The organism is Acinetobacter courvalinii (genome assembly GCF_014635545.1).
Lineage (GTDB): Bacteria > Pseudomonadota > Gammaproteobacteria > Pseudomonadales > Moraxellaceae > Acinetobacter > Acinetobacter courvalinii.
This window is the reverse complement of the sequence record NZ_BMDA01000001.1, coordinates 1,279,339-1,302,960: the sequence shown is the minus strand read 5'-3', so window position 1 is coordinate 1,302,960 and position 23,622 is coordinate 1,279,339. Positions and strand designations below refer to the sequence as shown.

At 43.1% G+C, this 23,622-nt stretch carries 21 protein-coding genes and 1 pseudogene; 17 read left to right on the top strand and 5 right to left on the bottom strand.

Translation table 11 applies throughout. From position 1 onward, the window contains the following. Nucleotides 1-6 precede the first annotated feature (6 nt). The 15 genes from IEV39_RS05835 to IEV39_RS05765 all read left to right on the top strand — a co-directional run bounded on the left by IEV39_RS05835 (nucleotide 7) and on the right by IEV39_RS05765 (nucleotide 16,317). Nucleotides 7-768 carry a (2Fe-2S)-binding protein gene (locus IEV39_RS05835; protein WP_005285676.1) on the top strand — a complete coding sequence of 254 codons (762 nt, stop codon included), beginning with the start codon at nucleotides 7-9 and terminating at the stop codon, nucleotides 766-768. Then, nucleotides 765-1,382: an RraA family protein gene (locus tag IEV39_RS05830; RefSeq protein WP_005285678.1), complete on the top strand. Its 618-nt coding sequence runs from the start codon at nucleotides 765-767 to the stop codon at nucleotides 1,380-1,382. Before IEV39_RS05835 ends, IEV39_RS05830 begins: the two co-directional genes overlap by 4 nt. Nucleotides 1,383-1,475: 93 nt before the next feature. After that, nucleotides 1,476-3,668, top strand: coding sequence for a TonB-dependent receptor (locus tag IEV39_RS05825; protein ID WP_005285679.1), 2,193 nt, complete (start codon nucleotides 1,476-1,478; stop codon nucleotides 3,666-3,668). Between the two features lie 77 nt (nucleotides 3,669-3,745). Then, a complete protein-coding gene (locus IEV39_RS05820; RefSeq protein ID WP_005285681.1) occupies nucleotides 3,746-4,039 on the top strand; it encodes a hypothetical protein in 294 nt (97 codons plus the stop codon). Between the two features lies 1 nt (nucleotide 4,040). Continuing rightward, nucleotides 4,041-5,564 carry a PepSY-associated TM helix domain-containing protein gene (locus IEV39_RS05815; RefSeq protein WP_005285683.1) on the top strand — a complete coding sequence of 508 codons (1,524 nt, stop codon included), beginning with the start codon at nucleotides 4,041-4,043 and terminating at the stop codon, nucleotides 5,562-5,564. Further along, nucleotides 5,561-5,893 carry a hypothetical protein gene (locus IEV39_RS05810; RefSeq protein WP_005285684.1) on the top strand — a complete coding sequence of 111 codons (333 nt, stop codon included), beginning with the start codon at nucleotides 5,561-5,563 and terminating at the stop codon, nucleotides 5,891-5,893. Before IEV39_RS05815 ends, IEV39_RS05810 begins: the two co-directional genes overlap by 4 nt. Before the next feature lie 146 nt (nucleotides 5,894-6,039). Continuing rightward, nucleotides 6,040-6,678, top strand: coding sequence for a GNAT family N-acetyltransferase (locus tag IEV39_RS05805; protein ID WP_005285686.1), 639 nt, complete (start codon nucleotides 6,040-6,042; stop codon nucleotides 6,676-6,678). 235 nt (nucleotides 6,679-6,913) lie between these two features. After that, the gene (locus IEV39_RS05800; RefSeq protein WP_005285688.1) at nucleotides 6,914-8,224 is read left to right on the top strand and encodes an MFS transporter; all 1,311 of its coding nucleotides are present in this window, start codon (nucleotides 6,914-6,916) and stop codon (nucleotides 8,222-8,224) included. Nucleotides 8,225-8,566: 342 nt separating this feature from the next. Next, nucleotides 8,567-10,696, top strand: a complete 2,130-nt coding sequence (mtlD, locus tag IEV39_RS05795) for a bifunctional mannitol-1-phosphate dehydrogenase/phosphatase (RefSeq protein ID WP_005285690.1) — start codon at nucleotides 8,567-8,569, stop codon at nucleotides 10,694-10,696. A gap of 271 nt (nucleotides 10,697-10,967) precedes the next feature. Continuing rightward, the gene (locus IEV39_RS05790) at nucleotides 10,968-11,591 is read left to right on the top strand and encodes a 2'-5' RNA ligase family protein (RefSeq protein ID WP_032883150.1); all 624 of its coding nucleotides are present in this window, start codon (nucleotides 10,968-10,970) and stop codon (nucleotides 11,589-11,591) included. A gap of 2 nt (nucleotides 11,592-11,593) precedes the next feature. After that, nucleotides 11,594-12,112 carry a bifunctional adenosylcobinamide kinase/adenosylcobinamide-phosphate guanylyltransferase gene (gene cobU, locus IEV39_RS05785; protein WP_005285692.1) on the top strand — a complete coding sequence of 173 codons (519 nt, stop codon included), beginning with the start codon at nucleotides 11,594-11,596 and terminating at the stop codon, nucleotides 12,110-12,112. 1 nt (nucleotide 12,113) lies between these two features. Then, entirely contained in the window at nucleotides 12,114-13,184 is a 1,071-nt protein-coding gene (cobT, locus tag IEV39_RS05780) for a nicotinate-nucleotide--dimethylbenzimidazole phosphoribosyltransferase (RefSeq protein ID WP_005285693.1), read from the top strand. Beyond that, nucleotides 13,174-13,779 (top strand): histidine phosphatase family protein, encoded by a 606-nt coding sequence (locus tag IEV39_RS05775; RefSeq protein WP_032883243.1) that lies wholly within the window; start codon nucleotides 13,174-13,176, stop codon nucleotides 13,777-13,779. The genes cobT and IEV39_RS05775 overlap by 11 nt, the downstream gene beginning before the upstream one ends. Nucleotides 13,780-13,890: 111 nt before the next feature. Beyond that, the gene (locus IEV39_RS05770) at nucleotides 13,891-15,474 is read left to right on the top strand and encodes a histidine-type phosphatase (protein WP_032883151.1); all 1,584 of its coding nucleotides are present in this window, start codon (nucleotides 13,891-13,893) and stop codon (nucleotides 15,472-15,474) included. Nucleotides 15,475-15,573: 99 nt separating this feature from the next. Next, nucleotides 15,574-16,317, top strand: a complete 744-nt coding sequence (locus IEV39_RS05765) for an adenosylcobinamide-GDP ribazoletransferase (protein WP_005285698.1) — start codon at nucleotides 15,574-15,576, stop codon at nucleotides 16,315-16,317. 60 nt (nucleotides 16,318-16,377) lie between these two features. Here IEV39_RS05765 and IEV39_RS05760 read toward each other — a convergent pair whose 3' ends face one another. From IEV39_RS05760 to IEV39_RS05740, 5 genes are all read right to left on the bottom strand, one after another. Then, a complete protein-coding gene (locus IEV39_RS05760; protein WP_005285700.1) occupies nucleotides 16,378-17,841 on the bottom strand; it encodes a PepSY domain-containing protein in 1,464 nt (487 codons plus the stop codon). Nucleotides 17,842-17,844: 3 nt separating this feature from the next. Further along, nucleotides 17,845-19,956, bottom strand: a complete 2,112-nt coding sequence (locus IEV39_RS05755; RefSeq protein ID WP_005285702.1) for a TonB-dependent receptor — start codon at nucleotides 19,954-19,956, stop codon at nucleotides 17,845-17,847. A gap of 75 nt (nucleotides 19,957-20,031) precedes the next feature. Further along, nucleotides 20,032-20,535: a hypothetical protein gene (locus IEV39_RS05750; protein WP_005285705.1), complete on the bottom strand. Its 504-nt coding sequence runs from the start codon at nucleotides 20,533-20,535 to the stop codon at nucleotides 20,032-20,034. 129 nt (nucleotides 20,536-20,664) lie between these two features. Further along, the gene (locus IEV39_RS05745; protein ID WP_005285707.1) at nucleotides 20,665-21,756 is read right to left on the bottom strand and encodes a 3-deoxy-7-phosphoheptulonate synthase; all 1,092 of its coding nucleotides are present in this window, start codon (nucleotides 21,754-21,756) and stop codon (nucleotides 20,665-20,667) included. A 118-nt stretch (nucleotides 21,757-21,874) separates the two neighbouring features. Next, nucleotides 21,875-22,762, bottom strand: a complete 888-nt coding sequence (locus IEV39_RS05740) for a sulfite exporter TauE/SafE family protein (protein WP_005285709.1) — start codon at nucleotides 22,760-22,762, stop codon at nucleotides 21,875-21,877. Nucleotides 22,763-22,976: 214 nt separating this feature from the next. Between IEV39_RS05740 and IEV39_RS05735 the strand changes: the two genes are divergently transcribed. Further along, nucleotides 22,977-23,351, top strand: coding sequence for a hypothetical protein (locus IEV39_RS05735; RefSeq protein ID WP_032883244.1), 375 nt, complete (start codon nucleotides 22,977-22,979; stop codon nucleotides 23,349-23,351). Nucleotides 23,352-23,387: 36 nt separating this feature from the next. Further along, nucleotides 23,388-23,576 (top strand): annotated as a pseudogene (locus IEV39_RS18640) (hypothetical protein). The last annotated feature ends 46 nt before the right edge of the window (nucleotides 23,577-23,622 follow it).

The window sequence follows — 23,622 nt, the reverse complement described above, 5'->3', positions numbered from 1 at the left end:
AATGCAATGAATACGTGTCAGTATTTTCAAGCAGAGTTGGAAACTTCTTTTTCGGTGCTGCAACAGCATCTTAAACTGGAAATACATGGTTCCAACCAGCAGGCAATCACACTTGCTGACCTGTTCGATGACTCGATCTGTCGGCAGGTGCTGCAGGATTTTGCGACACGTATTCATGCTACGAACCAGAGATGTGCCACCTCATTATTTATCAAATACTGGGCCACGCTCTGGGTGTTGCCTTTTTTATACTGTCAGGCGGCATCGCTTCCTTTTGTGAAATGGCAACCTTCGATCTTTATCGTAGAGCTACCTGAAACATGGAACTGGGAGCGACGAATCCAACTGGCTGATTCGGCGGGTTACGCCTGTCACAGCATGTCTCTGCCGGAGCTTGATACCATGTTGCTACAGTTCAATGGCCTGTTACAGCAGATCGCCAGTGTGGGGCGTGTGTCGTATGCCTTGCTCTGGGAAAATGTTGCTGTGCGCATGCTGCAGTTTTATCGTTCTTTAGCGCAGCAAGATTTAGACAATGACATGCGTAACCGGTTGCAACAGCAACAACAGCGGTTAAAAGCAAAATCGGCACAAAGTTTTAACCTGCCAGAAAATCCCTTTCTCAAGTTATGCAATAACTGGCATCCCGAATACAACACCTATATGCGACAAAAGTGTTGCTTCTATTTTCAACTAGAGGAAGCCAGTGGGGAGTTATGTCGAAATTGTCCCTTGCAGCTGAAAAAAACAACAGAGATGAAATCATGAATCAAGTTATCCAGCCCGAATGGCTGGTTCAAGCCTATAAAAACATTGCCACTTCGACCATCGGGCATGTACTGGATCTGGGACATGTCCCGCAGATTTTTCCGATGTCCCCACAACATCATCTGGTGGGTCTGGTCAGAACCGTGCGCTTGCAATCCAAGAATGCCAGTCAGTTGCGACAGGTATTGCTGAGCTGTCGGCCCAATGAAGTCCTGCTCATCGACGCCAGATATGAGTTGCAACGGGCATGCTGGGGAGAGCAGAGAAGTGTCGCCGCGATTCATTGCGGTTTGGCTGGTGTGGTGGTGTTGGGTGCGGTCACTGACCGTCAGGCATTACTGCAGCTCAAATTGCCGGTTTTCGCTCAATCCGTGAGTTGTCTCACCACACGAAATGAAGGGGAAAGTTTGGTCGAAATGGATATCGGCATCGAGCTCAATCAGTTTACGGTGCAATCCGGTGACTTGCTGATTGGTGATGCAGATGGAGTTTTTATCTTAAAACCAGACATGGCGGAAGCCTATCTGGAACAGTTCCAGCAGCTGGAGCAGGCAGAAAAAAACAGGAAAAACATTTTTTTTAAACAAGAGAAGAAAGAAGATTATTATTTTTAATAAAAATCATTCTCATTAAAAATTAAATTTAGTATGATGACGTGCCTTTTGGATATTTTTTGAGTGATAGAAGGGCTCTGGAGAAAAGAGAAAATGAAAGTCAATAATGAGTTTAGGGCAAAACAAGTACTGTTTAAAATGACACCATGTTGCCTTGCTGTTCTGGCCATGTTTGCACAGCATGCCCATGCTGAAACTGCTGTATCGGGGGATATTGCAGTAAGCGCAGCGCCCACACAGAAGCCTGTTGCACAATTAGAAAAGATTGTCGTCACAGCAACGCGTACACCAAAAAATATTGCAGAAATTGCCGGTACGGTTCAGACCATTGACCGTCAGCAGATTACGCAACAGGCAACCGCGGGACGTAAGGTGGCCGATGTTTTGGCTCAACTGGTACCTGCATTGGGCGTAAGTAGTGGTACATCGACGAATTATGGTCAAACCATGCGTGGTCGTGATGTCATGATTTTGATTGATGGCGTATCACAAACGGGTTCACGCGATGTAGCACGTCAACTGAACAGTATTAGTCCAAGCATGATTGAACGTATTGAAGTACTTTCAGGTGCAACTAGTATTTATGGTTCCGGGGCGACAGGCGGTATTATTAATATTGTGACTAAACGCGCTGATCCTTCTAAGCCATTAAGTTTTGAAACAAAACTTGGTATTACATCATCAAACAAATTCCGTGGTGATGGTTTGGCTTATGAAGTAGGCCAATCGGTTTCATTTGCCCAAGATAATCTTAACGGGATGTTGGGAGCTAATTTTACCAGCCGTGGTTCTCAATTCGATGCACATGGTAACCGTATTGCTCTGGAACCGTACCAAACCAGTCGTCAAGATACAGATACCATTGATGTAAATGGCCGTTTAAATATCGACTTAACTGATATGCAATCATTAAGTTTTGGTGCGCAATATTATAAAGATAAACAAGATACGGATTATGGCCCTGATTATGGTGCAAATTATGGTTTAACTACAGACAAGCCTCGTTCATACGTTGCTAAAAAAGGCTTACAGTTACCTGATCAGCCTTTTACAGAACGCTATGCATTCAATACACAATATCAAAATAAAGATGTATTGGGACAAGTGGTTAATTTAGAAGCTTATTATCGGAAAGAAAATGGTCGTTTCTTTCCGATTTATGTCGGTAAGCCAGCTGTCAAGCAATCTCAATCAGAGATTGAAGTAGCAGGACTTCGTTCTACCGTGCAAAGTGATCTACAAGTCGCTCAACGTGATTTAAAACTGACGTATGGTTTGGATTATGACCATGAAAAAGATCATCAATATTATGATGGGCTGATTGCTTCAAATAATGGATTAAGCTATGTGCCAACAGGTATTAGAACAGATGCTGGGCCTGACACAACAATTCAAAGTGCAGGGGCTTTTTTACAAGCGGACTATACATTAACAGATCGTTTAAATGTGCAGGCTGGTACGCGTTACCAATATATTAAGGCTGAAACAGATGCTTATAGTACTGCTAAAGGTCAGCAACCGAAAGGTTCTGTCAGCGATAATGATGTGCTCTTTAATCTGGGTACAGTCTATAAACTGACTGATGATCAACAAGTCTTTGCAAACTTCTCACAAGGTTTTAGTTTCCCAGATGTACAGCGTATGATGCGGGATGCATTTAACTTGACCACCGCTGATATTCAACCCATTCGTGTCAACAGCTATGAACTAGGATGGCGTTTGAATAATGATGAAGGACTAAATCTTGGTGTGACTGGTTTCTATAATACTTCTGATAAAGTTCTTCGCTTCGTGGATAAAGTCGCAAGTATTGTAGATACTGACCAGCGTATTTACGGTGCTGAATTAACAGCAACTTATCCTTTTATGCAAGATTTTAAAGTGGGTGGTACATTGGGTTATACCCGCGGTCAGTATAAAGAAACTGATGGTAAATGGAAGGAATTGAATGCACTTCAAGTTTCACCAGTCAAAGGGACTGTGTTTGGTGAGTGGAACAATGATGAAGGTTATGGTGCGCGAGTACAAATGCTTGCAATCAAAGGGACTGATAAAGCGGTCAAAGATGATTCCGCAGGCGCTGTAGATATCAAAGGTTATACGACAATGGATGTGTTAGCACATTTTCCAGCATGGAAAGGTCGTGTAGATTTTGGGGTTTATAATGTCTGGGATAAAGATTATCGTTCGGTTTATGCTCAGCAAGCAGTCGTGACCTATGCACCTGTTGCAAGTATTCCTGCTGAAGGGCGTACCTACGGCTTAAGCTATACTTTTAATTACTAACTTTGACCGAAGAAATATCTGCTTTTGCAGATATTTCTTCATTTTTATTCTGGATTTGACAGGCTAAGGCAATACCGATGCGCCGTACAGAACAACAAGAACCTTTTAACTTAACTTATCGCAGCGTTTTTTTTATCTGCCTGGCTGCCTATTGTTATAGTTCCTGGCTCAGTCTGGTTTTAGCGGATTGGCTTCCTTTTGCCAAAGCTGAAAATGTCTATTTTGCAGTTTTTATCAGTTTCATCTTTTTTATCTTTTACGTGATATTGACCAGTGCAATTGTGTCTAGACGCTGGTTCTGGATCATCAATAGCTCAGGCATATTATTACTGGCAAGCTACTGGCTCATGCGCAAGTGGGGAGTCGGTTAAGATGAATTTTCGTCAAATACAGGCCATTCTGCATCGCTGGTTTGGCATTATGGTGTTATGGGTCATCTTTTTTATTTTCTTAACCGGGTCGATTGCCTATTTTCGTACAGAAATTAATGTCTGGGCACAACCTGAGTCGCTCAGCCAGATTCAGAGCCTACCGACTCCCCAGACTTCGGCACAAACGGCATTTAACTATCTCAACCAGCACGCCGCTGATGCAAAAAGATGGCGTGTGACTGTTGCCAGTGAACGTATGCCGGTCAATTTACTGCAATGGCAGGATCAGACAGGCAAACACCAACAATTACAAAATCCCGTGACAGGAGAATTACTCCATCCCGTACGGCAGACTCTGGCGGGCGATTTCTTTTTTAAATTGCATTACACCTTATATCCTCTGCCGAGCAAGATCGGCAGTTTCATCGTGGCCATTGTCGCCCTGATCTTATTAATCAGTTTGATTACAGGGGTGATCACGCATAAAAAGATCGTTAAAGAATTTTTTGTGTTTCGTTCCTTTAAAGGCCAGCGTTCCTTGCTTGATCTGCATCATATAACGGGAGTGATTACATTTCCTTTTTATCTGGTGATGGCATTTACCGGGCTACTGATTTTATTTTATCTGGTCTTGCCGTGGGGGCTATCCAAACACTATACGCAAGACGGTATACCCCAGTTCTATAATGAAATGCAGTTTGTAAAGATGGCAAAACTGCAACCATCTTCATCTCAGGGCAACATGCAGCCATTTGAACGCTTTATTCAACAATTGCCCGCGCAGGCACAAACAGGCGCAATACTCGATAAATTTGAAGTACAGAAACCAAATACGCCAGAGGCGATGATCACCTTTGATTATAATTATAAAAATATTATTACCTTAAATACGCCACAATATATTTTTGCAGCCCATACTGCCGAACCACTGGCTCAACCCCGAAACTTATCTGCCATTGCTCAACTGGCTTCATCTTCTTACGGAATTCATCTGGGTTATTTCGCCTCGTACTGGATGCGTTTGATCCTGTCTGTGATGGGAATTATGGGATGTGTAATGTTGGCCGCAGGTGCCTTGCTGTGGCAGAAAAAACGCATGAAAGAAGCGCATGCTTTTAGCTATAAGCTGGTCCAGCATCTCAACTTTTTTACTTTCCTTGGACTGCCGCTGGCCTGCGCCAGTTATCTATTGGCAGGACGACTGTTACCTGCAGCATTCGAACCGAGGGGGAGTTATGAAGTTTCTGCCTTTTATCTCACCTGGCTGTTGAGCTTGCTTATCAGTCTGCTGCTGCGTACCCGAACGGCTATGTTACTGGTATTGGCAACGACAGCGACGGTTCTGTTCTTGATTCCTGTTAGTAGTTTTGTGATGGTACCAGAGGCTGCTTTATGGCAGAGTCTCAGCCATTCGCGTTGGTCACTGGCTGGGGTAGATTTGGTGCTGCTCGTGATGGGTGGACTTTATCTCGGCGCAATTCATTTTTATCTGTCCAGATTTAAACCTGCAGGAGCCTCGACATGAGTTTTGCAGCACTTTGCTGGGCCTTGGTTGCTTTTATACAAGCCTGCATGCTGAGTCAGTATGGACAGAAGCAACTGCAATATGCCTGGTTGAATGCAAGCAGGAGAAAGTTGTTGGGTTTTTCGGCCATTATTTTTCTAGCATGCTCTTTGGGACTGAACTGTTGGTCTGAAGGTAGCTCGGTTGGGCCACTCAGTTGGATATTTGTGATCTTACCCGCGGCCTTCTTTTTACAGGTGCTGGGTTTTTATCTGTTTAGAAAACACTTTGTACAGATCTGGTGCTGTGCAATGCTGGCTGCGCTTATTTTTACTTTAACTGGCAATTAAAGGTGTGGCGTATTGAATGGCTGAGGGCTATTTAACGATTTTTTACTGGGTTCAGTTCATTAACAAAAAACAAGAAAAACAACGGTTGCTGTCTTAATAAAATTGATTATCATTATCATCTAATATTAAAGGCAAGGAATATCTGCATGCTTACATTGTCACAAAAACTTCCTGATTATTTTGAGTATTATGAAGACGGGACACAATATTACTTACGCCAGGTTCAATATCCGCAGGATATTCCTTTATTGCATCAATGGATGCATGAACCCCATGTGATTCCACAGTGGCAACTGAACAAGACTGAACTTGAGCTGCAGGTCTACTTTGACAAAATGCTGGCCGATGACCATCAACGCTTACTGATTGTCGGCGTCGATGGGAAGGATGTGGGTTATACCGAAATTTATGAAGGGAAGCGTGATCGTTTAGGTCGTTACTATGAAGGTGATGATAATGATCTGGGCTGGCATTTACTGTTCGGTGATAAGTCGGTTTTTGGTAAAGGCTTTTTAAGACCAACCATCCGTTTATTGAGTTTCTATATTTTTGAAAATTCGCCTGCACGCAAAATTGTAGGGGAGCCAGACCACACGGTAAAACCTTATGCAGCGGTTGTTGCTGATCTTTGTTATGAAAGTCAGCGTCTCATCCCGATGCCTGAAAAAACAGCCATGCTCTATTACTGTTTTAGAGAAACGTTTTATGACAAGTTTGGCGAGTATTATACCGCCTCAAAACAACAGCATAGCCTGCAGCAGTCTCAAGATTTAAGCCTGACTTAAACTGAATTTAAGCGTTAAATTGAAGATAAGCCTCAACGGATGTTGAGGTTTTTTTATGTAGAAAACATCATTTTAAAAATAAACAATATATTGATATATAAAATTAAAAAGTATTTTTGATGAATAAAACAACATATTGTTATTTGCTGAATTTACGAATATCATAACTGAATTACGAATAAAGTAATAATTGATTGAAAAATTATAGTTAAAGCAACATGGAGAAGGAATCACCATGAAAGAAGTTGCATTAAATGATTTGATTGACCAGCAACGTGTCGGACCTTATCAAAAATTTATTCTATTTACCTGCTTATTGCTGATGATCATGGATGGCTATGACATTCAGGCCATGGCCTATGCCGCGCCGATGATTATCGAGGCGTGGGGTGTCGAAAAAACCATGTTGGGTGTGGTGTTTAGCGCCAGTTTGTTTGGATTGTTTGTGGGTTCATTTGTTTTAAGTTCACTGTCGGACCGCTATGGCCGCCGTCCGATCTTGTTGATCTCAACGCTAGTATTCTCTGTACTGATGTTATGGACACCCCATGTTGCCAATATTGAACAGCTTGCGGTCATACGGTTTATCACCGGCATTTTCTTGGGCGGCATCATGCCGAATGCCATGGCTTATAGCTCTGAAATTGTGCCCAATAAATATCGTATTTTGACCATGATGGTGATTTCCTGTGGTTATACAGTCGGTGCCATGCTGGGTGGAGGAATTTCCGCTTTACTTACGCCCATAGGCGGATGGCAGGCCATTTTCTATTTTGGCGGTATTATTCCGCTGGTCATTTTCTTTATCATGCTGTTTAAGTTACCAGAATCACTGTATTTCTTAGGCGAAAATAAAAAGAATGAGCAAACGATTCTATTCTGGCTGAAGAAGTTTTATCCGGCATTGGAACTCAACACAGCAACTCAAATAATTGGCAATAGCGGCCCTAAAATCAAAAAATCACCATTAGAGTTATTTAAAAATAAGCGTGCTTTTTTTACCTACTCGATCTGGGTGATCAGTATCTTGAATATGATCAGTCTGTATTTCCTTGCCAACTGGTTACCGACCTTATCCAAAGAGTCAGGACTTTCCTTGAATCATGCCCTGATGATTGGTTCAACCTTGCAACTCGGCGGGACCATTGGCAGTATTGTGATGGGCTTAAAAATTGACAAGATCGGTTTTTATAAGGTTTTAGTTCCAGCCTTTCTGGTCGCCGCTGTCAGTGTGGCCTTGATTGGTTATTCGGTTACTCATATTGCCTTGCTCTATGTGGTTATTTTTATTGCCGGCTTTGCCATTGTCGGCGGACAACCCGCCATTAATGCCTTGTCTGCCAGCTATTATCCAGTTTCATTGCGCACTACAGGTGTGGGCTGGAGTATTGGCATTGCCCGATTAGGCTCAGTGATCGGGCCTTTATTCGGTGGATATCTGGCTAAATCACTGATCATCACTCATTTATTTGTGATTGCAGCAGTTCCATCTGTCTGTGTGATTGTGATGTTACTGGTTCAAGCCAAATATCGGGTAGAGGTCTGAATTTTGAGGCCGCCAGGTGCGCTTTTTATTTCCCAACTGAATCCAGTTATTTGGAGCAGGATTAAATCTTCATCACTCATAAGTAATATTCGACGTTCTGTATCTCATGGTTGAGTGGTGATTGTTTTGGTGGATGTCATCTTATAAAACAAGTTGAATAAAAAACGATCACTATTTTGTAGCAGATGCAAGTAATCTTTACAAATTTAGTCAACAATACGCCGAAAAAAAATAACTTTAGGTTGATTTTTGATCAAATTTATTTCATTTGTTTACCATCGCCAATTTGTCATGTTTTTTTGGTTAACCTAAGGAACGCAAGAACAAAACAAAGGAGTAAAGATGCTGATTTTTCACGATTATCCTGTTCAGGGAGCACTTTTTGATATGGATGGCACAATGTTTGATACTGAGCGATTACGCTTTCAGACATTAAAACAGGCCTCTCAAGAGCTCATTGGACAGGAATTTTCCGATGAATATTTAATGCAGTGTCTTGGACTCAGTGCACAAACAGCCGAACAGCTTGCCCAGCGCTTTTATGGGGAGGATGTTCCGTATAAAGCCATCCGAAAACGAGCAGATGAACTTGAACTAGAATCGGTTCGTCATAATGGTGTACCCATTAAGAAAGGTCTGATTCAGGTACTGGAACGACTACGCAAATCTGGCCTGCGTATGGCTGTAGCAACATCCAGTCGCCGGGCAATTGCCGAAGAATATCTGATCAATGCCAATGTCTATAAATTTTTTGATCTGCTGGTCTGTGGTGATGAAGTCGAAAAAGGCAAACCGCATCCTGAAATTTTTATCAAAGCCGCACAAAAATTAAATTTGCAACCGCAACAATGTCTGATGTTTGAGGATTCGGAAAACGGGATCTGTTCAGCCTGTGATGCGGGCGGCATCACGATTTTATTTAAAGACATCAAAGAACCGAATGACAGCATGCTGGCCAAGGCAAATTTCTATTATCAGGATATGTATGAATGCCTGAATGCGCTGGACCAGTATATTCCTGAAATGGGCATGCCGCAGTTGCAAGAACCATTTCCGCAAAGTATCAATCAACTCACTGTCGGGATTCATGGTTTTGGCGCCATTGGTGGCGGTTATATCGCACAGGTATTGTCACATTGGGATGGGTTTACCCGACCCCAGCGTATTCTCGCTTCGACCAGAAACCGATTATATCTGGAATCGGTCAACAGCTTCGGTAGTTACAGTATTCGTTATGGACAGTCCTCCTATGATGAACGGATTGAAAATCTGACGGTGATTGATGCTGACAATGAACAGCACATGCTGGAGATGTATATGCATTCCAGCCTGATCGCGCTGTGTTTGCCTGAACAGGCCATTGCATCCGAAGCTAGAACAATTGCGAGGGGATTATTGGCACGCTTCATGTCGCAGGATACGCAGCAGCATGAGCCGATTACCTTTTTGATTATTCTGAATAAAGTCTGTGCAAAATATCTGGTCCTGAAAAATATCCGTGAAGCTTTGCTTGAAATCACCGATGAGGATATCGCAGAGCACATTCTTAGTGAGCACTATTTTTGCGATACCGTGGTCAACCGAATGGTTGCCAAGCTTTCCGATCAAGCCTTATATCGTCAGCTGAATATCAAGCATCGTTTATTCAAACAATACCAATCTGACCTGAATGAAGAAGCCATCGAGCTTTCAGATGAAACCGCACTGACCGAGAAACAGGAACAGCAAATGACTGACTGTTTATCGGATATGCGTGGACAGTTTCAGGCGGGGCAGTTTTTGCAGAATATGGATCTGATCCTGTTCCATAGCGAAACCGATATGCCGATTTATGTGGAAAACCGTAGTCCGATCTTGAGTAAAATGCGGCAAATGATTCTGGTGGAGCAAATTTCTGATATCCAGATCATTAAAAACCGCTTATGGAACGGCTGCCATGCCATGACCGCCTGGTATGCCAGCATGCATGGCCATGACATGATCGGGATTGCACTGGCAGATGCCAAAATCAAGAAATATGTAGAACAGCTGGTTGAGGAAGTCAAACTCGGTTTAGCCAATATTGTGCCCAATCAGGCCAAAGAGCTGGACCGAATGGCAGAAAGTTTTCTGCATTCCTGTCGCTCCGCCTATAAAGATACCTGTGAACGGGTGGCACGCGATCCGCTTAGAAAACTAAGCTTTAATGAGCGCGTATTCGGTAGTCTGGAAAATCATATCCAGCAGCAATTGCCTTATCAAAAGATTGTGCAAGGTGCAATCTATGGATATGTCTATGCCTTAAAACAGCTAGAAATTGAGGAGCTGGAGATTGTGCAGCATATTGGTAAAAATATTGAAATGATGGATATCAATACCAGTCAAAAGAAAGCATTATTAGATATGCTGTATCAAGGTATTCAGGCCGAATTGCATGACGATACCTTTCGCTATGATCTGAATGAAAACCGAGCCAAGTCTGCGCTGGTTTAGCATTGCAATCCATAGACATAGACATAGACAAGCCAAGATCGTGAGCCCTAACACAGCTTTAAACCTATAAAGTTGTGTTAGCTTTACGGCACTAGCTTTGTCAAGTTGAACGTTGGGCCAGATCATTCAACTGACCGCGCACGCACATATGCTTGATTGACGTTATTTCTAATAAAAACTGTGACAATATTGAAAGAGATGCACAAATATTCCATTTTTTCCTAAGCTTATGTTTTAATCCTAAACTCTATATTCTTGACTGCATATTGTTGTGTTATTGCAATCCGCTACCCAAATGTGTCCGACCATAGTTCGGGATTATCCGGAATGGCATCTGGGACGTTCAGACTATGCACTTTGGTATATTGAAGTTGATCAGCCCGAGCTGATTCAATATTTAGATGAAATTCAAACCCGGTTTTCAGACCTGCTTCTGCCGAAACAACAACGCCAATATCATATTACCTTATTCGTCTGCGGTTTCTTGCAGCCTTCCGTTAAACAATACGATGACGATTTTCAGATACAACAATTACAACAGCAGATCAAACTGCTTGAAGCATTACCGCTCACAGCTTTTCAGCTGGAAATTACACAGATCGATAGCTTTAGCAGTGCTTTGTTCTTACAGATCCAAGATCAGCAGGGCGTACTGGCCCAAATTCGCCAACAATTTGCCCAAGTCTCCGCAGAGATCGCAGCACTTGAATATTGTCCGCATATCACTTTAGGTTTGTATCGTGAAGCGTGGTCGGGTGATAGGGTATTGCAGCGGATACAACAACTTCCGCTCAAAAGCATCAAGATTCAGGTCAAAAAACTGACTTTCGGCTATTATAAGGCACAGATTTTACAAGGATTACTGTATCCTTATCAGCAAATTGAACTAGGTTAGATATGTTGCAACTGATTTTAGGTGGGGCACGCTCAGGTAAAAGTCGTTTGGCAGAACAAATCGCCAAAGATTCGGGGTTAACCGTCATTTATATGGCGACGGCGCAAGCCTTAGATGAAGAAATGCAGCAGCGGATTGCCCATCATCAACAACAACGTCCTGATCATTGGCACGTCTATGAAGAACCGATTTATCTTGCCGACCGGCTTTTACAATTGGATCAGCCTGATCAGCTGATTCTGGTGGATTGTCTGACTTTATGGTTGACCAATCTGTTGTTGGCTGAAGACCCAGCCTTGCAGCAACTACAGATGCAAAAATTATTCGAGGTCTTACCGCAACTCCACTCGCAAATTGTTCTGGTCAGTAATGAAACCGGGCTTGGGGTTGTACCGATGGGAGAAATCAGCCGCCGTTTTGTCGATGAAGCAGGACGTCTGCATCAGACTCTGGGTCAGCTCGCCCATAAAGTCATGTTCTGTGTCGCAGGCTTTCCAATGATTTTAAAAGATGAGAAATAACATGACTGAACAAGCACAATGGTTTTTAGCTGCCGTACAACAACCTAATTTAGATGCCAAACAACACGCTGAACAACGTCAACTGCAATTGACCAAACCTACAGGGGCGCTAGGGCTGCTTGAGCAGCTCGCCATTCAACTGGCAGGCTTACAGGGCACAGTACATCCACAGATTCAACAGCCTTGGATTACAATTTTTGCAGGCGATCATGGGGTGGTTGCAGAAAATATTTCGGCTTATCCGCAAGCGGTAACCCGTCAGATGCTTCAGAATTTTGCTTCAGGCGGTGCAGCCATCAGTGTCATTGCCAAACATCATCATGCACATTTACAGGTGGTGGATTGTGGTACGGTGGGTGAAGCCTATGAGTATGCCGGTGTTGAGCGGCATTGTATTCGTGCAGGCACTGCCAATTTTGCCCAGCAGACTGCAATGACGGAACAGGAATGCTTAGCAGCCTTGCAATTGGGTAAAGACAGCGTTGACCGCGCCAAAGCTCAAGCTGCCGATATTTTTATTGCAGGTGAAATGGGGATTGGAAATACCTGTTCAGCTTCAGCACTGGCGTGTTTATTGTTGAATGAAGATGCTGCCCAACTGACGGGTGTGGGGACAGGCATTACGAATCAACAGTTGCAATATAAAATCTCGGTCATTGACCAAGCGGTGAAGCGGCATCAAGTAAATGTTGCCGATGATGCTTTAAAAATCTTGGCTGCAGTTGGTGGTCTGGAAATTGCTGCAATGACGGGGGCTTATATCCGTTGTGCACAACTTGGTTTGCCAATCGTGGTAGATGGTTTTATCAGCTCGGTTGCCGCTTTATGCGCGGTACGCATTCAACCGCAAAGTCGAGCATGGATGTTGTTTGGACATCAATCGGCTGAATATGGTCATCAGCGGGTGCTAAAAGCCTTAGAAGCTCAGCCTATTTTAAATATGAATTTGCGTCTTGGCGAAGGCAGCGGTGCCGGAGCCGCACTGTCGATGCTGCAGCTGGCTTGTGTACTGCATAATCAAATGGCGACCTTTGCTGAAGCTGCTGTGACCGGTGAAAAAGTTGCACCTTGATTTACTGCGGCATGGTGAAACCACACTGAGCCATACCTTGCGTGGGCATCTCGATGATGCCTTGACCGAACAGGGTTGGTTGCAAATGCAGTCCACCATTCAGCAGTATCTTGATGCTCAGGTACACTGGGATGTGATCATCAGCTCGCCCTTGCAACGCTGCCAAAACTTTGCGGTAGCATTAGCTAAACAACTCGAATTGCCCTTATTATTCAATGCTGAAATCAAGGAAATGTATTTTGGTGATTGGGAAGGCATGTCCACTCAAACCATTTATGAAAATGAGCCTGAGTTATTGGCTAATTTCTGGCAATTCCCAACTCGATATCATGCTCCGAATGGAGAGTGGTTGCACCAATTTCAACAACGTGTCATGCATGGTTTTAATGAAATTTATGTTCAAATGCAGCAACACAACTGGAACAAGGCATTGATTGTGACACATGGCGGGGTGATTAAGTTGCTGACTTGTCTGGCCCGTCAGCAAAAGCTGGATGATCTATTAACCATGCCCGCAGAGTTAGGCAAACTGTATGCTTTAAATCTAACTCAGGTTGACGCTCAACTTCATTTTTCTGAACGGACAGCAACTTAGTAGTCATAAAATCTTATTTTATTTCCAGTATTTGCTTGGTTGATGTAATCGAACTGTCATTGCCACTGCCTATGATACAGGACAATTTCTTGAGCAATAAATCGATCATTCATGAAGATATTATTAAAAAGCAGCATGTTATGCGCGAGCATTTTATTGGCAGCCTGCAATAACGATGACCAGCAACACCACCCGACATCCCCTGAAACCAGTAGCCCATCAAAATATTATCAAACTAAAACCCCTTATCAGCCTCAGCAAGACCTAAACAAATACCAAGCGACTCCACCAGGCTTTCAGCCTGTATTTACTGAATTGGTTGCACGTCATGGTTCGCGCGGTTTATCCAGTATTAAATATGATTTAGCGTTGTATAACCTTTGGAAACAAGCCAAAGCTGAAAATGCACTCACACCTTTAGGTGAAAAGCTGGGGGCAGATTTAGAAACCATGATGAAAGCCAATATTCTGCTGGGTTATGGGGTAGAGGGCATTCGTCAGTTTGGCTATGGTAACGAATCCATGACCGGTATTCAGGAGCATCGTGGAATTGCAGATCGCTTATTAAAACGCTTACCCGATCTATTTAAAGCTGACTCGACCCAACCAGCTTCAATTTTAGTGCAAAGTTCAGGCGTAGACCGTGCGGTGGACAGTGCAAAGTTCTTTACTGCTGAACTGATTCAACAGCAACCACAATTAAAGACCCACATCACCCCAATTTCATACACCAGTTTAGCCAGTAGTAGTGTGCCATCGATTGAAGATGGTGGGGTGGATCGTTTTAAGCTTTATTTTCATAGTTTGAACAAAGATCAAGATTTAGCACAGCCTTTATTAGCACAACAACAGGCCATTTACGATGCCAGTCAGGCGTATCAGCATTTTGAAGAAGAGGATACAGATCTGGCCAATAAGCTGGATGAACTTGCGAAAAATAGTCGTGCTGAACAAGTGGCAAAGAGCGTATTGAATCCACTGTTCAAAGCAGAATTTATTCAAAAACTGGGAAGCACTGGCTATGTGTTTAGTAATACCGGTTCATATAGCGTCATTTCACCTAAAGGTGAAACCATCACTGAAAAAGGCAAGGGCAAAAATAGTATTGCCAGTGCGGTGGATGCTGCAGCCTATGTCTATGAGTTATATTCAATCTCAGGTGGTATGAAAACCGAATTGAAAGGTGTAGATTTTGATCGGTATATGCCTGTAGATGCAGCAAAATTTTATGCTGAATTTAACGATGCCAATGATTTTTATAGTAAAGGGCCAAGTTTTACCGAGTCGAACAACGTCACCAGTGCAATTGCGCAAGGTCTAAAGCAGGATCTCTTTAAACAGGTTGATGCGATTGTAGATCAGCAGCAAGCACATCGTGCGGTATTACGTTTTGCGCATGCCGAAATCATCATTCCATTGGCGACTAGTTTAGAGTTGCACAACATGATGCAGCCTTTACCTTTACGTCAAACCTATAGCTACAACAACAGCACTTGGCGAGGTGAGGTGGTGTCACCTATGGCAGCAAATTTACAATGGGATATTTATCAAGACAAGCAAGGTACAACCTTGGTAAAAATGTTCTATAACGAGAAAGAAACCTTGTTTAAGCCAAGTTGTAACTACGCACGTTATAGTACGAACAGTTTTTATTATGATTATTTGAAGCTCAAACAATGTTATCAAATTCAATAATCTAAGATATTCAGCTTTTCATTTGGGAATCGCTTGCTATTCCCAATTTTATTTCTTCATAATTCAGGCATGATGAACCCGTTGTCATTGAGAGGTTGCATGACACCTTTTTGGATTGCCTTGCAGTTTTTGACTGTTTTACCCATTGAACTCAAAACGATGCCAAGCGCAAAGCAGAATGCTCAGGCCATGCTGTTTTATCCTTTGGTGGGTGTATTACTTGGTCTCATTTTGTTTGCATCTGCCATGTTACTGGCAAAGCTTCCGATCATTTTGAGTGCAGCACTGATTCTCGTACTCTGGATTTGGCTGACTGGTGGATTACATCTGGATGGTTTAGCGGATACGGCAGATGCATGGGTCGGTGGGTTTGGTGATCCTGAACGAACCTTGAACATCATGAAAGACCCTGCATGTGGCCCAATCGGGGTGCTGAGTTTAGTTGTGGTCTGCTTGCTAAAATTTGTGGCCTTATACGTTTTGCTTGAACAGCACATGGCTGCTTTTTTAATTGTCTTGCCCATGCTTGGGCGCAGTGTGCCGCTGTTTTTATTCCTCATCACACCTTATATCCGTGCTCAAGGCTTAGGCCGTTCTATCACCGATTTCATGCCAAAAAAGCGACTTTGGATGGTTTTTGTCATTACAATTGCATTGCTTTGTATGTTTAAATGGCTTGGCTTAATTGCCTTGCTGGTTTTTTTAGTGATGCTCTTTTATATGCGATCATTATTTGTTAAACGAATCGGCGGGATTACTGGGGATACTGTAGGCGCTGCAATTGAGCTGGCTGAAACAGGTGTGCTCCTCAGTACTGTGATAGCCTCGTTCTATATCATTTAAAAAATTACTTGCCTGAGATGGCGTGATCCTCCCTAAAAAAGAAGGATCACTTGAGTAATATTAGCTTTTACGCAATTGAACTCGGAAACCAAGTACAGCGAGTAAGGCAACTAGTGCCGCGATCGTAGCCAGAATGATATCTCGAAGCGTTTTATCTATTGGCAACCATGTCCATTTATGCAAATAAGCAAAACTAAAGCCTTCCAAAGCATCTTGTTGTGTGACCTGAGCTGCAATCACACCGCTGCTCGGTTCAATATACAGTCTGAGTTGATTCTCTAACCGAGTTTCAACCTTAATCACCGGTAGCCGTTTGTTGATAAACCCATATTCTCCAGCAAAACTTGTCACCCATGAGGCCTGTTGAACCTGTTTGGGTTGTAAAGCTAAATAGCTTGCAGCTAATTGTTTGCTTTGTTCAAGAATATCAAGCGGTTCACCATTACCCGCATCTACAAACTGAATCGCGGGAGCTGCTGTATGAGATGCGTGATGATCATGCACTTTGCTTGCCGCCCTCATGCTGCCTTGTAAAGGGCTTTGTCCAATGGCTTGAATCATCCAGGCAGCACGAGTATGTGTCTGGCTAAAGGTGGTTGGAACCAGATCAAGACGCTGAATGGGCTGCTGAGTGACCTGCTGCCAAACCTCAGTACTTAAATCGGCAGTATGAAAAACAGGTTGAATATTTTTTATATCAGGCTTTTTTTGCCAGATATGATAGAAACCACTGAGCACCCAAAGCAGAATAAATACGCTTAAACTGATGCCTAAATAACGATGTAGAAAGCGGAGCGGTTTTTGCCCTAGACGGTGATTGCGCCGATTATGAATCTTAAAGAATAGGCCAATGCCCATAACAAGCATGCACAGTATGCCAATCAAGGCGATCTGCATGAGGACAGCTTGGCCGGTCCAGGCCTGATCACCCCAGGTCCAGGTATGACCTAAGCGGAAGATTTTTGCCATCCACATCTTTTGATCATTAGACAGCGTGGCCAGTCGTGCTTGTGCAGGATCGACATAGGCACGTAAACCATTTTGAAAATCAACACGCCAAACAGGCAGTAATCGATTCACGCTCGGATAATCATCACTAAATCCGGTGATCAGCTGACTGGATACAATTTCCTGTTGAGAGAGCCCCGTATACCAGCGTGCCAAACGCTCGGCATCGTGTTGTTCCGCATCACTCAGCAATTGGCCGGTCTGACTGTCATAGTATTCCGCCATCTTTTGATTGGGCTGTAATATGCGATAGGAAATCTGCTGGGTTTCTAATTCAATCACCTGTAAGGCCGAAAATTGCGATATCTGATATTGCTTCAGAACATCCGTTGCTGCTAGGGCGTGTGTTAAATCCAGTTGTTGAGGTGGCGGCATTCGTTTTACAGGCTGGGGTTGTGTTGCACTCATGATTGGATGCAACACACCTGTTAAAGACCAGAGTAAAACGAGAACGCCCAACACCATCCCAAAACTACGGTGTAATGACAGTAGCTTTTTCAGTTGCTTGGCATTCATTGCTCATTTCCCAAAATGGTAACTTAAACCTAATAAGTAGGTGCGTGGTGCAGCCGGGGTATAACTAACTTGGTTATTACTAAACGACGTACTTTCCGCATAATGCTGATCTGTGGCATTCAGAATTTGCCCATAGATTTCATAAGCATTTTTACGGTAGTTAGCACGTAGATTTAGCAAAGTATGGCCATCATACTTTTCCGTGTTGGCATCGTTAATCCAATAAGAACCGACATAAACCGCTTCTGCAGAAAGTAATAGCTCAGGTATGGGCTTGATCTGGTATTCAAGCGTACCAAATGTTTTCGGCGCACTTGGCATGGTGTTGCCGTTATAATCTAAAATACTCGACGGTTGAAACTGCTGATATTCATGTTTGGCCACACTGCCTGAGAGTTTTAAGCGCTGATCATATAAATCACTGAGCTTCCAGGTTCCTCCAATTTCAATTCCCTGATGTAAGGTTTTACCTGTGTTGCGTGGTTCGCGTGTGTTATCTGGCTTGGTATAGCTCATCACTTCATCTTCGCCTTCTAAGCGATATAAGGTGATTTCACCCTCTAAGCGATCATCCAGTAATTTAAAGCGCAGACCTGCATCGATATTATTAAATGTGGCTTCTTTCAAGTCCGGTGTCACCAGATTCGCCCCGTATAAACTGCTGACTTCGGGTGGTACAAAGCCTTGTGACCAATTGCTATAAAGGTCAATCGCAGGCGTCAGGTTCCAGACAAAACCGAGTTGAGGACTGGCCTTATGAAAATCGCGTTTTTCATTCGGTGCGCCCGTGGTTTTTGACGGAGTTAATTTGTTTTCATAGTCATAACTGATCCAGTCATAGCGTGCACCACCGACGAGATTTAAAGTCGGTAAAACTTGCCAATTGGCTTGTGCATAAACCGCCTGATTATTGACGTCTACATTAAAGTCACGTAAGCGTTGGCGTTGTTGATAACCGGTATAAACCAAGCTATTTGGATCACGAAATACTTGGATATCATTGGTTCTGGCTTGGTTGGGAGAATGGTCAACCATCGCCCCAACAATCAGTTTGACCTGATCCAATGTAGCCGAATGCTGGGCATTTAAACCATAGGACTGAAAAGCGTTATAGGTGGTTTGTCCGCTATAGGTGCCCGTCGGTTTGCCATTTTTAACATCGGTACGGATGTTATAACTTGGGTTTTGCTCGGTAGTATTGTCTCGATAATACAAGGTGACTTGGCTTTGTTGCTGATCATTCCATTGATGGTTAATTTGAGAAGAAAGCCGTGTAGCATCCACTTCACGATAGGTAAAGGTTTGGTAGCTGTATCCTGGACGTTTGCGATAATCATCCAGATTTAAGCTACCGGTCATATCCGCTTTTAAATGATTATAGCTGACGATATTTTTGATTTGGGTGGCATCAGAGATGCGCCAGTCATGTCTGAGCGTCATACTCTGTTTATTGCTTTCAGCATGGTCTTGCCAGCTATCACCACGATCACTGGCATAGGCTGAAACTCTTAAACCATGCTCGCCCCAGTCGCTATCAAATGTATTGGATGCACCGACATCGACACGGCGATATCCTTCAGAACTGGCACTAATCCCAAGGTCGGCTGTGGGTGTAGCACTCGGTGCTTTGGTGAGGAAATTAATTGTTCCACCAACCGCATTGCTGCCATATAAGCTACTGGCCGGGCCGCGTAAAATTTCGATGCTATCAATACCCGCCAGATTCACTTCATATAAGGCATTGTGGTTAAACACACCCACAGGGCGAATCGAGACACCATCTTCTAAATATTGATAAACGGCTGCTGTGGTCATCGGTTGGCGAATAGACATCATATGCTGTTCATTGCCCAAGTCGTTCATTAACACACCTGGAGTTTGATTCAGCACCTGTCCAATAAAAGTTGCATGTTTATCTTCGATGTCCTTGCTGTTAATTTTACTAATCGCAGCAGGGGTATTATTAATCGATTCACCTTCACGACTTGCGGTGACCACAATGGTGGCTAAGGTTTTGGTGGTCTCAGAAGGCGAAGTCTCAGCAAAAGCAGCGGAACTATAGCCAACAGACAGGCATGCAGCCGTTAATACAGACAAACGGAATTGAGTATTCATGTTGAACTCTATAAAAAAAGCAAGAACTAAGGACGTACCAACGTTATTTACGGGGCACGAAGTAAAATTTGCGATTTATAAAGCGAGTGGCGGGGCTTGTTTGATTGGAAAAATATAGAAGATGCGGGCGATGTGCAGATCTTCTGTCCACGAATGGCACAGGCTGCGAACGCGACTGAACCAAGCCAGTAGAAATATAATAATGAATGCAATCAGCGGGACGATCGCAGCAGCATCGAGGCCATGGGAACATAAAGGACAATGCTTCATGATCTGGCTTGCAAGCGCAAAAACTTGCTGTGCATATTCACTCAGTTGGGCATGTTTTGCATGCTGGAGCTGCGGTCCGTGATGCATGTCGTGCATGCTGTGTTGATGATGACCGGAATGGGTTTGAGACATCAACGAGACATTTTGTATTTCTGTGACCTGGCAATGGCTTGGCATTGCATAAAGTGCAGGTACGATGCCTGTATGGACCATCGTTGGTAAGAAGATATGCCAGAGTAAACATAGCAAAGTCACCGCGCCAAAATAGGCACGCCACTTAAGCAAATGTTGACGAAAACTGGACTTCATATCAGCGATACGTCGTAGGAGAAATGTGGCTGCAGTATAATGAAAATAAGAGCTTAGTTCAAAACATATCCGTGTAGTTCAAAACAAAAAAACAGGCTCATAAGAGCCTGTTTTACATCTATTTAAAGATTAACGATTAGGTAAAACATCTTTTAATGCTTCATGCATTTCGAGTAGGGCTTTTTCTGTAGTTTCCCAGTCAATACAGCCATCAGTCACTGATTTACCGTATTCAAGGTCAGATAGGTTTTCAGGAATATCCTGACGACCACCTTTTAAGTGACTTTCAACCATAATACCAACAATGGATTTGTTACCATCCAGAATTTGCTCTGTAATGTTTTTCAACACCAAAGGCTGTAAGTAAGGGTCTTTGTTTGAGTTGGCATGACTGGTATCAATCATGATCTTGTTGCTGACTTTGGCTTTTGCCAAAGCTGCTTCAGCTTCTGCAACAGATGTTGCATCATAGTTCGGCTTGCCATTACCACCACGTAATACCACGTGTGCATAAGGGTTGCCTTTGGTATTGATAATCGCAACCTGACCATTTTCATTCAGGCCCAAGAAGCTGTGACCATGTTTAACTGACTGCATCGCATTGGTTGCAACGGTTAAGCCGCCATCAGTACCATTTTTGAAGCCGACAGGAGAGGAAAGGCCAGAAGACATTTCACGGTGAGTCTGGCTTTCAGTGGTACGTGCGCCAATCGCAGACCATGAAATCAAGTCTTGATAATATTGTGGTGAGTTCGGATCAAGTGCTTCCGTCGCGCAAGGTAATCCTTTTTCATTCAAATCAATCAATAAGCCGCGACCAATATGCAAGCCTTTTTCAATATTGAAAGAGTCGTTCATGTCAGGGTCATTGATTAAACCTTTCCAACCTACTGTGGTACGCGGTTTTTCAAAATAAACACGCATCACCAGATATAAGGTATCTTTTACTTTTTCGCTCAGGACTTTCAGGCGATCAGCATATTCATGTGCAGCTTTAGGATCGTGGATTGAGCATGGGCCAATCACGACAAACAAACGTTTGTCATTGCCATCTAAAATGTTGCGTACAGTTGCACGTCCTTGTAACACAGTTTGAGACGCAGCCTCAGATAATGGAAGATCAGCTTTCAATTCTGCTGGTGTAATCAGCGTTTGAATGCTTTTAATGTTTACATCATCGATATCGGGCTGAGAAACTGGATTTGACTGTAGAGTATTCATTGCTGTCACAAATTCAATCGAAAAAAGAGGTTATTTTGTCTGCGAATATAGCATGAAATGCCGACCGGTTAACTAGCAATAACGATAATTTATGCAGAAAGCAGCGGCATTTGTTCGCTTAAACAATTGTTGTTGAATGACTTGTCTGCTGTACAACGACAGCCTGATGCGTCTCAACTGGCTTCGGTTTGGTTTTTACCGGGTTCACAATAAAGTTCACGCCCAAAGCAAATAAGGTAATCCCTAAAATTTTACGAATCAGTCTTTCTGGCATCCGTGAGCTGATTAAAGTCCCGACAATAATGGCCGGGATCGAACCGACCAATAACCACATCAACAGGCTAAAGTCGACATTACCTGAAGACATGTGGCTAAGGCCTGCAACTGCTGTCAGTAATACCGCATGAACCACGTCAGAACCAATGATACGGATCATGGGTAAATTCGGGAACATCAGGACCAATGCCATGATACCAAAGGCACCGGCACCCACGGATGACAGGGTAACAAAGATACCTAATACGATTCCCATAATGACAATGTAATGACGTTTGTGTTGCAAAGCATGTTGCTCGCTTTCCATATTCGCTTGCTCACGGTTACGGAAACGGTCAAACAGCTTTTCAATTTTTGCACGGAAAACAATTGAAATACCCGTCAACGTCAACATAAAGCCCAAGACCATGGTCAGCACAGCTTTATAATGCGTTGATTGGCTTAAGTAATGTTCGAGTACCCAAGACGTCGCAAATGATGCAGGAATACTGCCTAAGGCAAGCCAGAGGACAATAGGCCAGACAATATTCAGTTTTTTGGCATGAACAACTGAACCGCAGAATTTAGAGATTGAGGCATAAAGTAGATCGGTACCAATGGCAATATGAGGTTCGATCTTAAACAGACTGATCAGGATAGGGGTCATGAGTGAACCACCGCCGACACCTGTGATACCGACACAGAAGCCAACCAATACCCCAGCCATAATAAATTCTATAGGACCAAACATCGACAATATGCCTAAATATGCAAAAATCAGCATATCTTATGCTTTTTTGAGATAACTCGTTGTGATGAATAATGATTTGCTTATGCAAAAAAAAGCTAAAGAAAGCTAATTTTCTAGTTTTTAGGCCATCTTTATGCTGATCAGCTTGCGTTCTGAACTGCGAGTGGTTTATTTTGAGATTTATACACGGATTGTATGTTTGATCATTTCGCTTATGTCTATTTTCATTCGAAGTCTTATTTCATTGCTGATTGCTATGGGTTTAATCACCAATAGCTATGCGATGGCTGTGTCTATGAATGAGGTGAATCAACCTGTCGTAGAGCACGTCATTGCAAATCACGATGCAATGTCAGATTGTGGAATGTCTAGGATGACGGAGCATGACCGGATGGACAGTGGCAAAATGGATACATCACACTGTCAAAAGAGTCTGTGCTGTGTTGCTGCAACATTTGAATACAGCCATCATTCCATTGAACGAAGCATACAATCCATTAAAACAGCAAATTCAGCCTATGTAGATCAACTGACTTTAGGCATTTATCAGTTACCTTATCGTCCTCCAAATCATGTCCTGTTTGTATAAATTCAAATTTCTTATTTTTATTTCAAGGACATGACCATGTTTAATATTAAAACCGTATTGCTTTCAACACTATTATTGGCCACGACTGTACTTGCTTTTGCTGCAACTGATTGCTGTAAAGAAAAACAGGCCACCCATGAAAAAGATTGATGTGAAAAGATGAAATGTTGTGATGACAAAGATAAAACGGCTGCTCAGGAAGAGCATAGCCATCACGGGCATTAATTTTTAGCCATAACGCTATCCTTAGCAAAAGTTAAGGATAGCTGTT

Excerpts from the sequence above, each read along its gene's own strand:
- IEV39_RS05810 (WP_005285684.1), top strand. The coding sequence starts at position 5,561 with ATGAGTTTTGCAGCACTTTGCTGGGCCTTGGTTGCTTTTATACAAGCC.
- IEV39_RS05740 (WP_005285709.1), bottom strand. The coding sequence starts at position 22,762 with ATGTTTGGTCCTATAGAATTTATTATGGCTGGGGTATTGGTTGGCTTC.
- mtlD (WP_005285690.1), top strand. The coding sequence starts at position 8,567 with ATGCTGATTTTTCACGATTATCCTGTTCAGGGAGCACTTTTTGATATG.
- IEV39_RS05755 (WP_005285702.1), bottom strand. The coding sequence starts at position 19,956 with ATGAATACTCAATTCCGTTTGTCTGTATTAACGGCTGCATGCCTGTCT.
- cobT (WP_005285693.1), top strand. The coding sequence starts at position 12,114 with ATGACTGAACAAGCACAATGGTTTTTAGCTGCCGTACAACAACCTAAT.
- IEV39_RS05835 (WP_005285676.1), top strand. The coding sequence starts at position 7 with ATGAATACGTGTCAGTATTTTCAAGCAGAGTTGGAAACTTCTTTTTCG.
- cobU (WP_005285692.1), top strand. The coding sequence starts at position 11,594 with ATGTTGCAACTGATTTTAGGTGGGGCACGCTCAGGTAAAAGTCGTTTG.
- IEV39_RS05765 (WP_005285698.1), top strand. The coding sequence starts at position 15,574 with ATGACACCTTTTTGGATTGCCTTGCAGTTTTTGACTGTTTTACCCATT.
- IEV39_RS05820 (WP_005285681.1), top strand. The coding sequence starts at position 3,746 with ATGCGCCGTACAGAACAACAAGAACCTTTTAACTTAACTTATCGCAGC.
- IEV39_RS05750 (WP_005285705.1), bottom strand. The coding sequence starts at position 20,535 with ATGAAGTCCAGTTTTCGTCAACATTTGCTTAAGTGGCGTGCCTATTTT.
- IEV39_RS05800 (WP_005285688.1), top strand. The coding sequence starts at position 6,914 with ATGAAAGAAGTTGCATTAAATGATTTGATTGACCAGCAACGTGTCGGA.
- IEV39_RS05735 (WP_032883244.1), top strand. The coding sequence starts at position 22,977 with ATGTCTATTTTCATTCGAAGTCTTATTTCATTGCTGATTGCTATGGGT.
- IEV39_RS05760 (WP_005285700.1), bottom strand. The coding sequence starts at position 17,841 with ATGAATGCCAAGCAACTGAAAAAGCTACTGTCATTACACCGTAGTTTT.
- IEV39_RS05825 (WP_005285679.1), top strand. The coding sequence starts at position 1,476 with ATGAAAGTCAATAATGAGTTTAGGGCAAAACAAGTACTGTTTAAAATG.
- IEV39_RS05745 (WP_005285707.1), bottom strand. The coding sequence starts at position 21,756 with ATGAATACTCTACAGTCAAATCCAGTTTCTCAGCCCGATATCGATGAT.
- IEV39_RS05805 (WP_005285686.1), top strand. The coding sequence starts at position 6,040 with ATGCTTACATTGTCACAAAAACTTCCTGATTATTTTGAGTATTATGAA.
- IEV39_RS05815 (WP_005285683.1), top strand. The coding sequence starts at position 4,041 with ATGAATTTTCGTCAAATACAGGCCATTCTGCATCGCTGGTTTGGCATT.
- IEV39_RS05770 (WP_032883151.1), top strand. The coding sequence starts at position 13,891 with ATGAAGATATTATTAAAAAGCAGCATGTTATGCGCGAGCATTTTATTG.
- IEV39_RS05830 (WP_005285678.1), top strand. The coding sequence starts at position 765 with ATGAATCAAGTTATCCAGCCCGAATGGCTGGTTCAAGCCTATAAAAAC.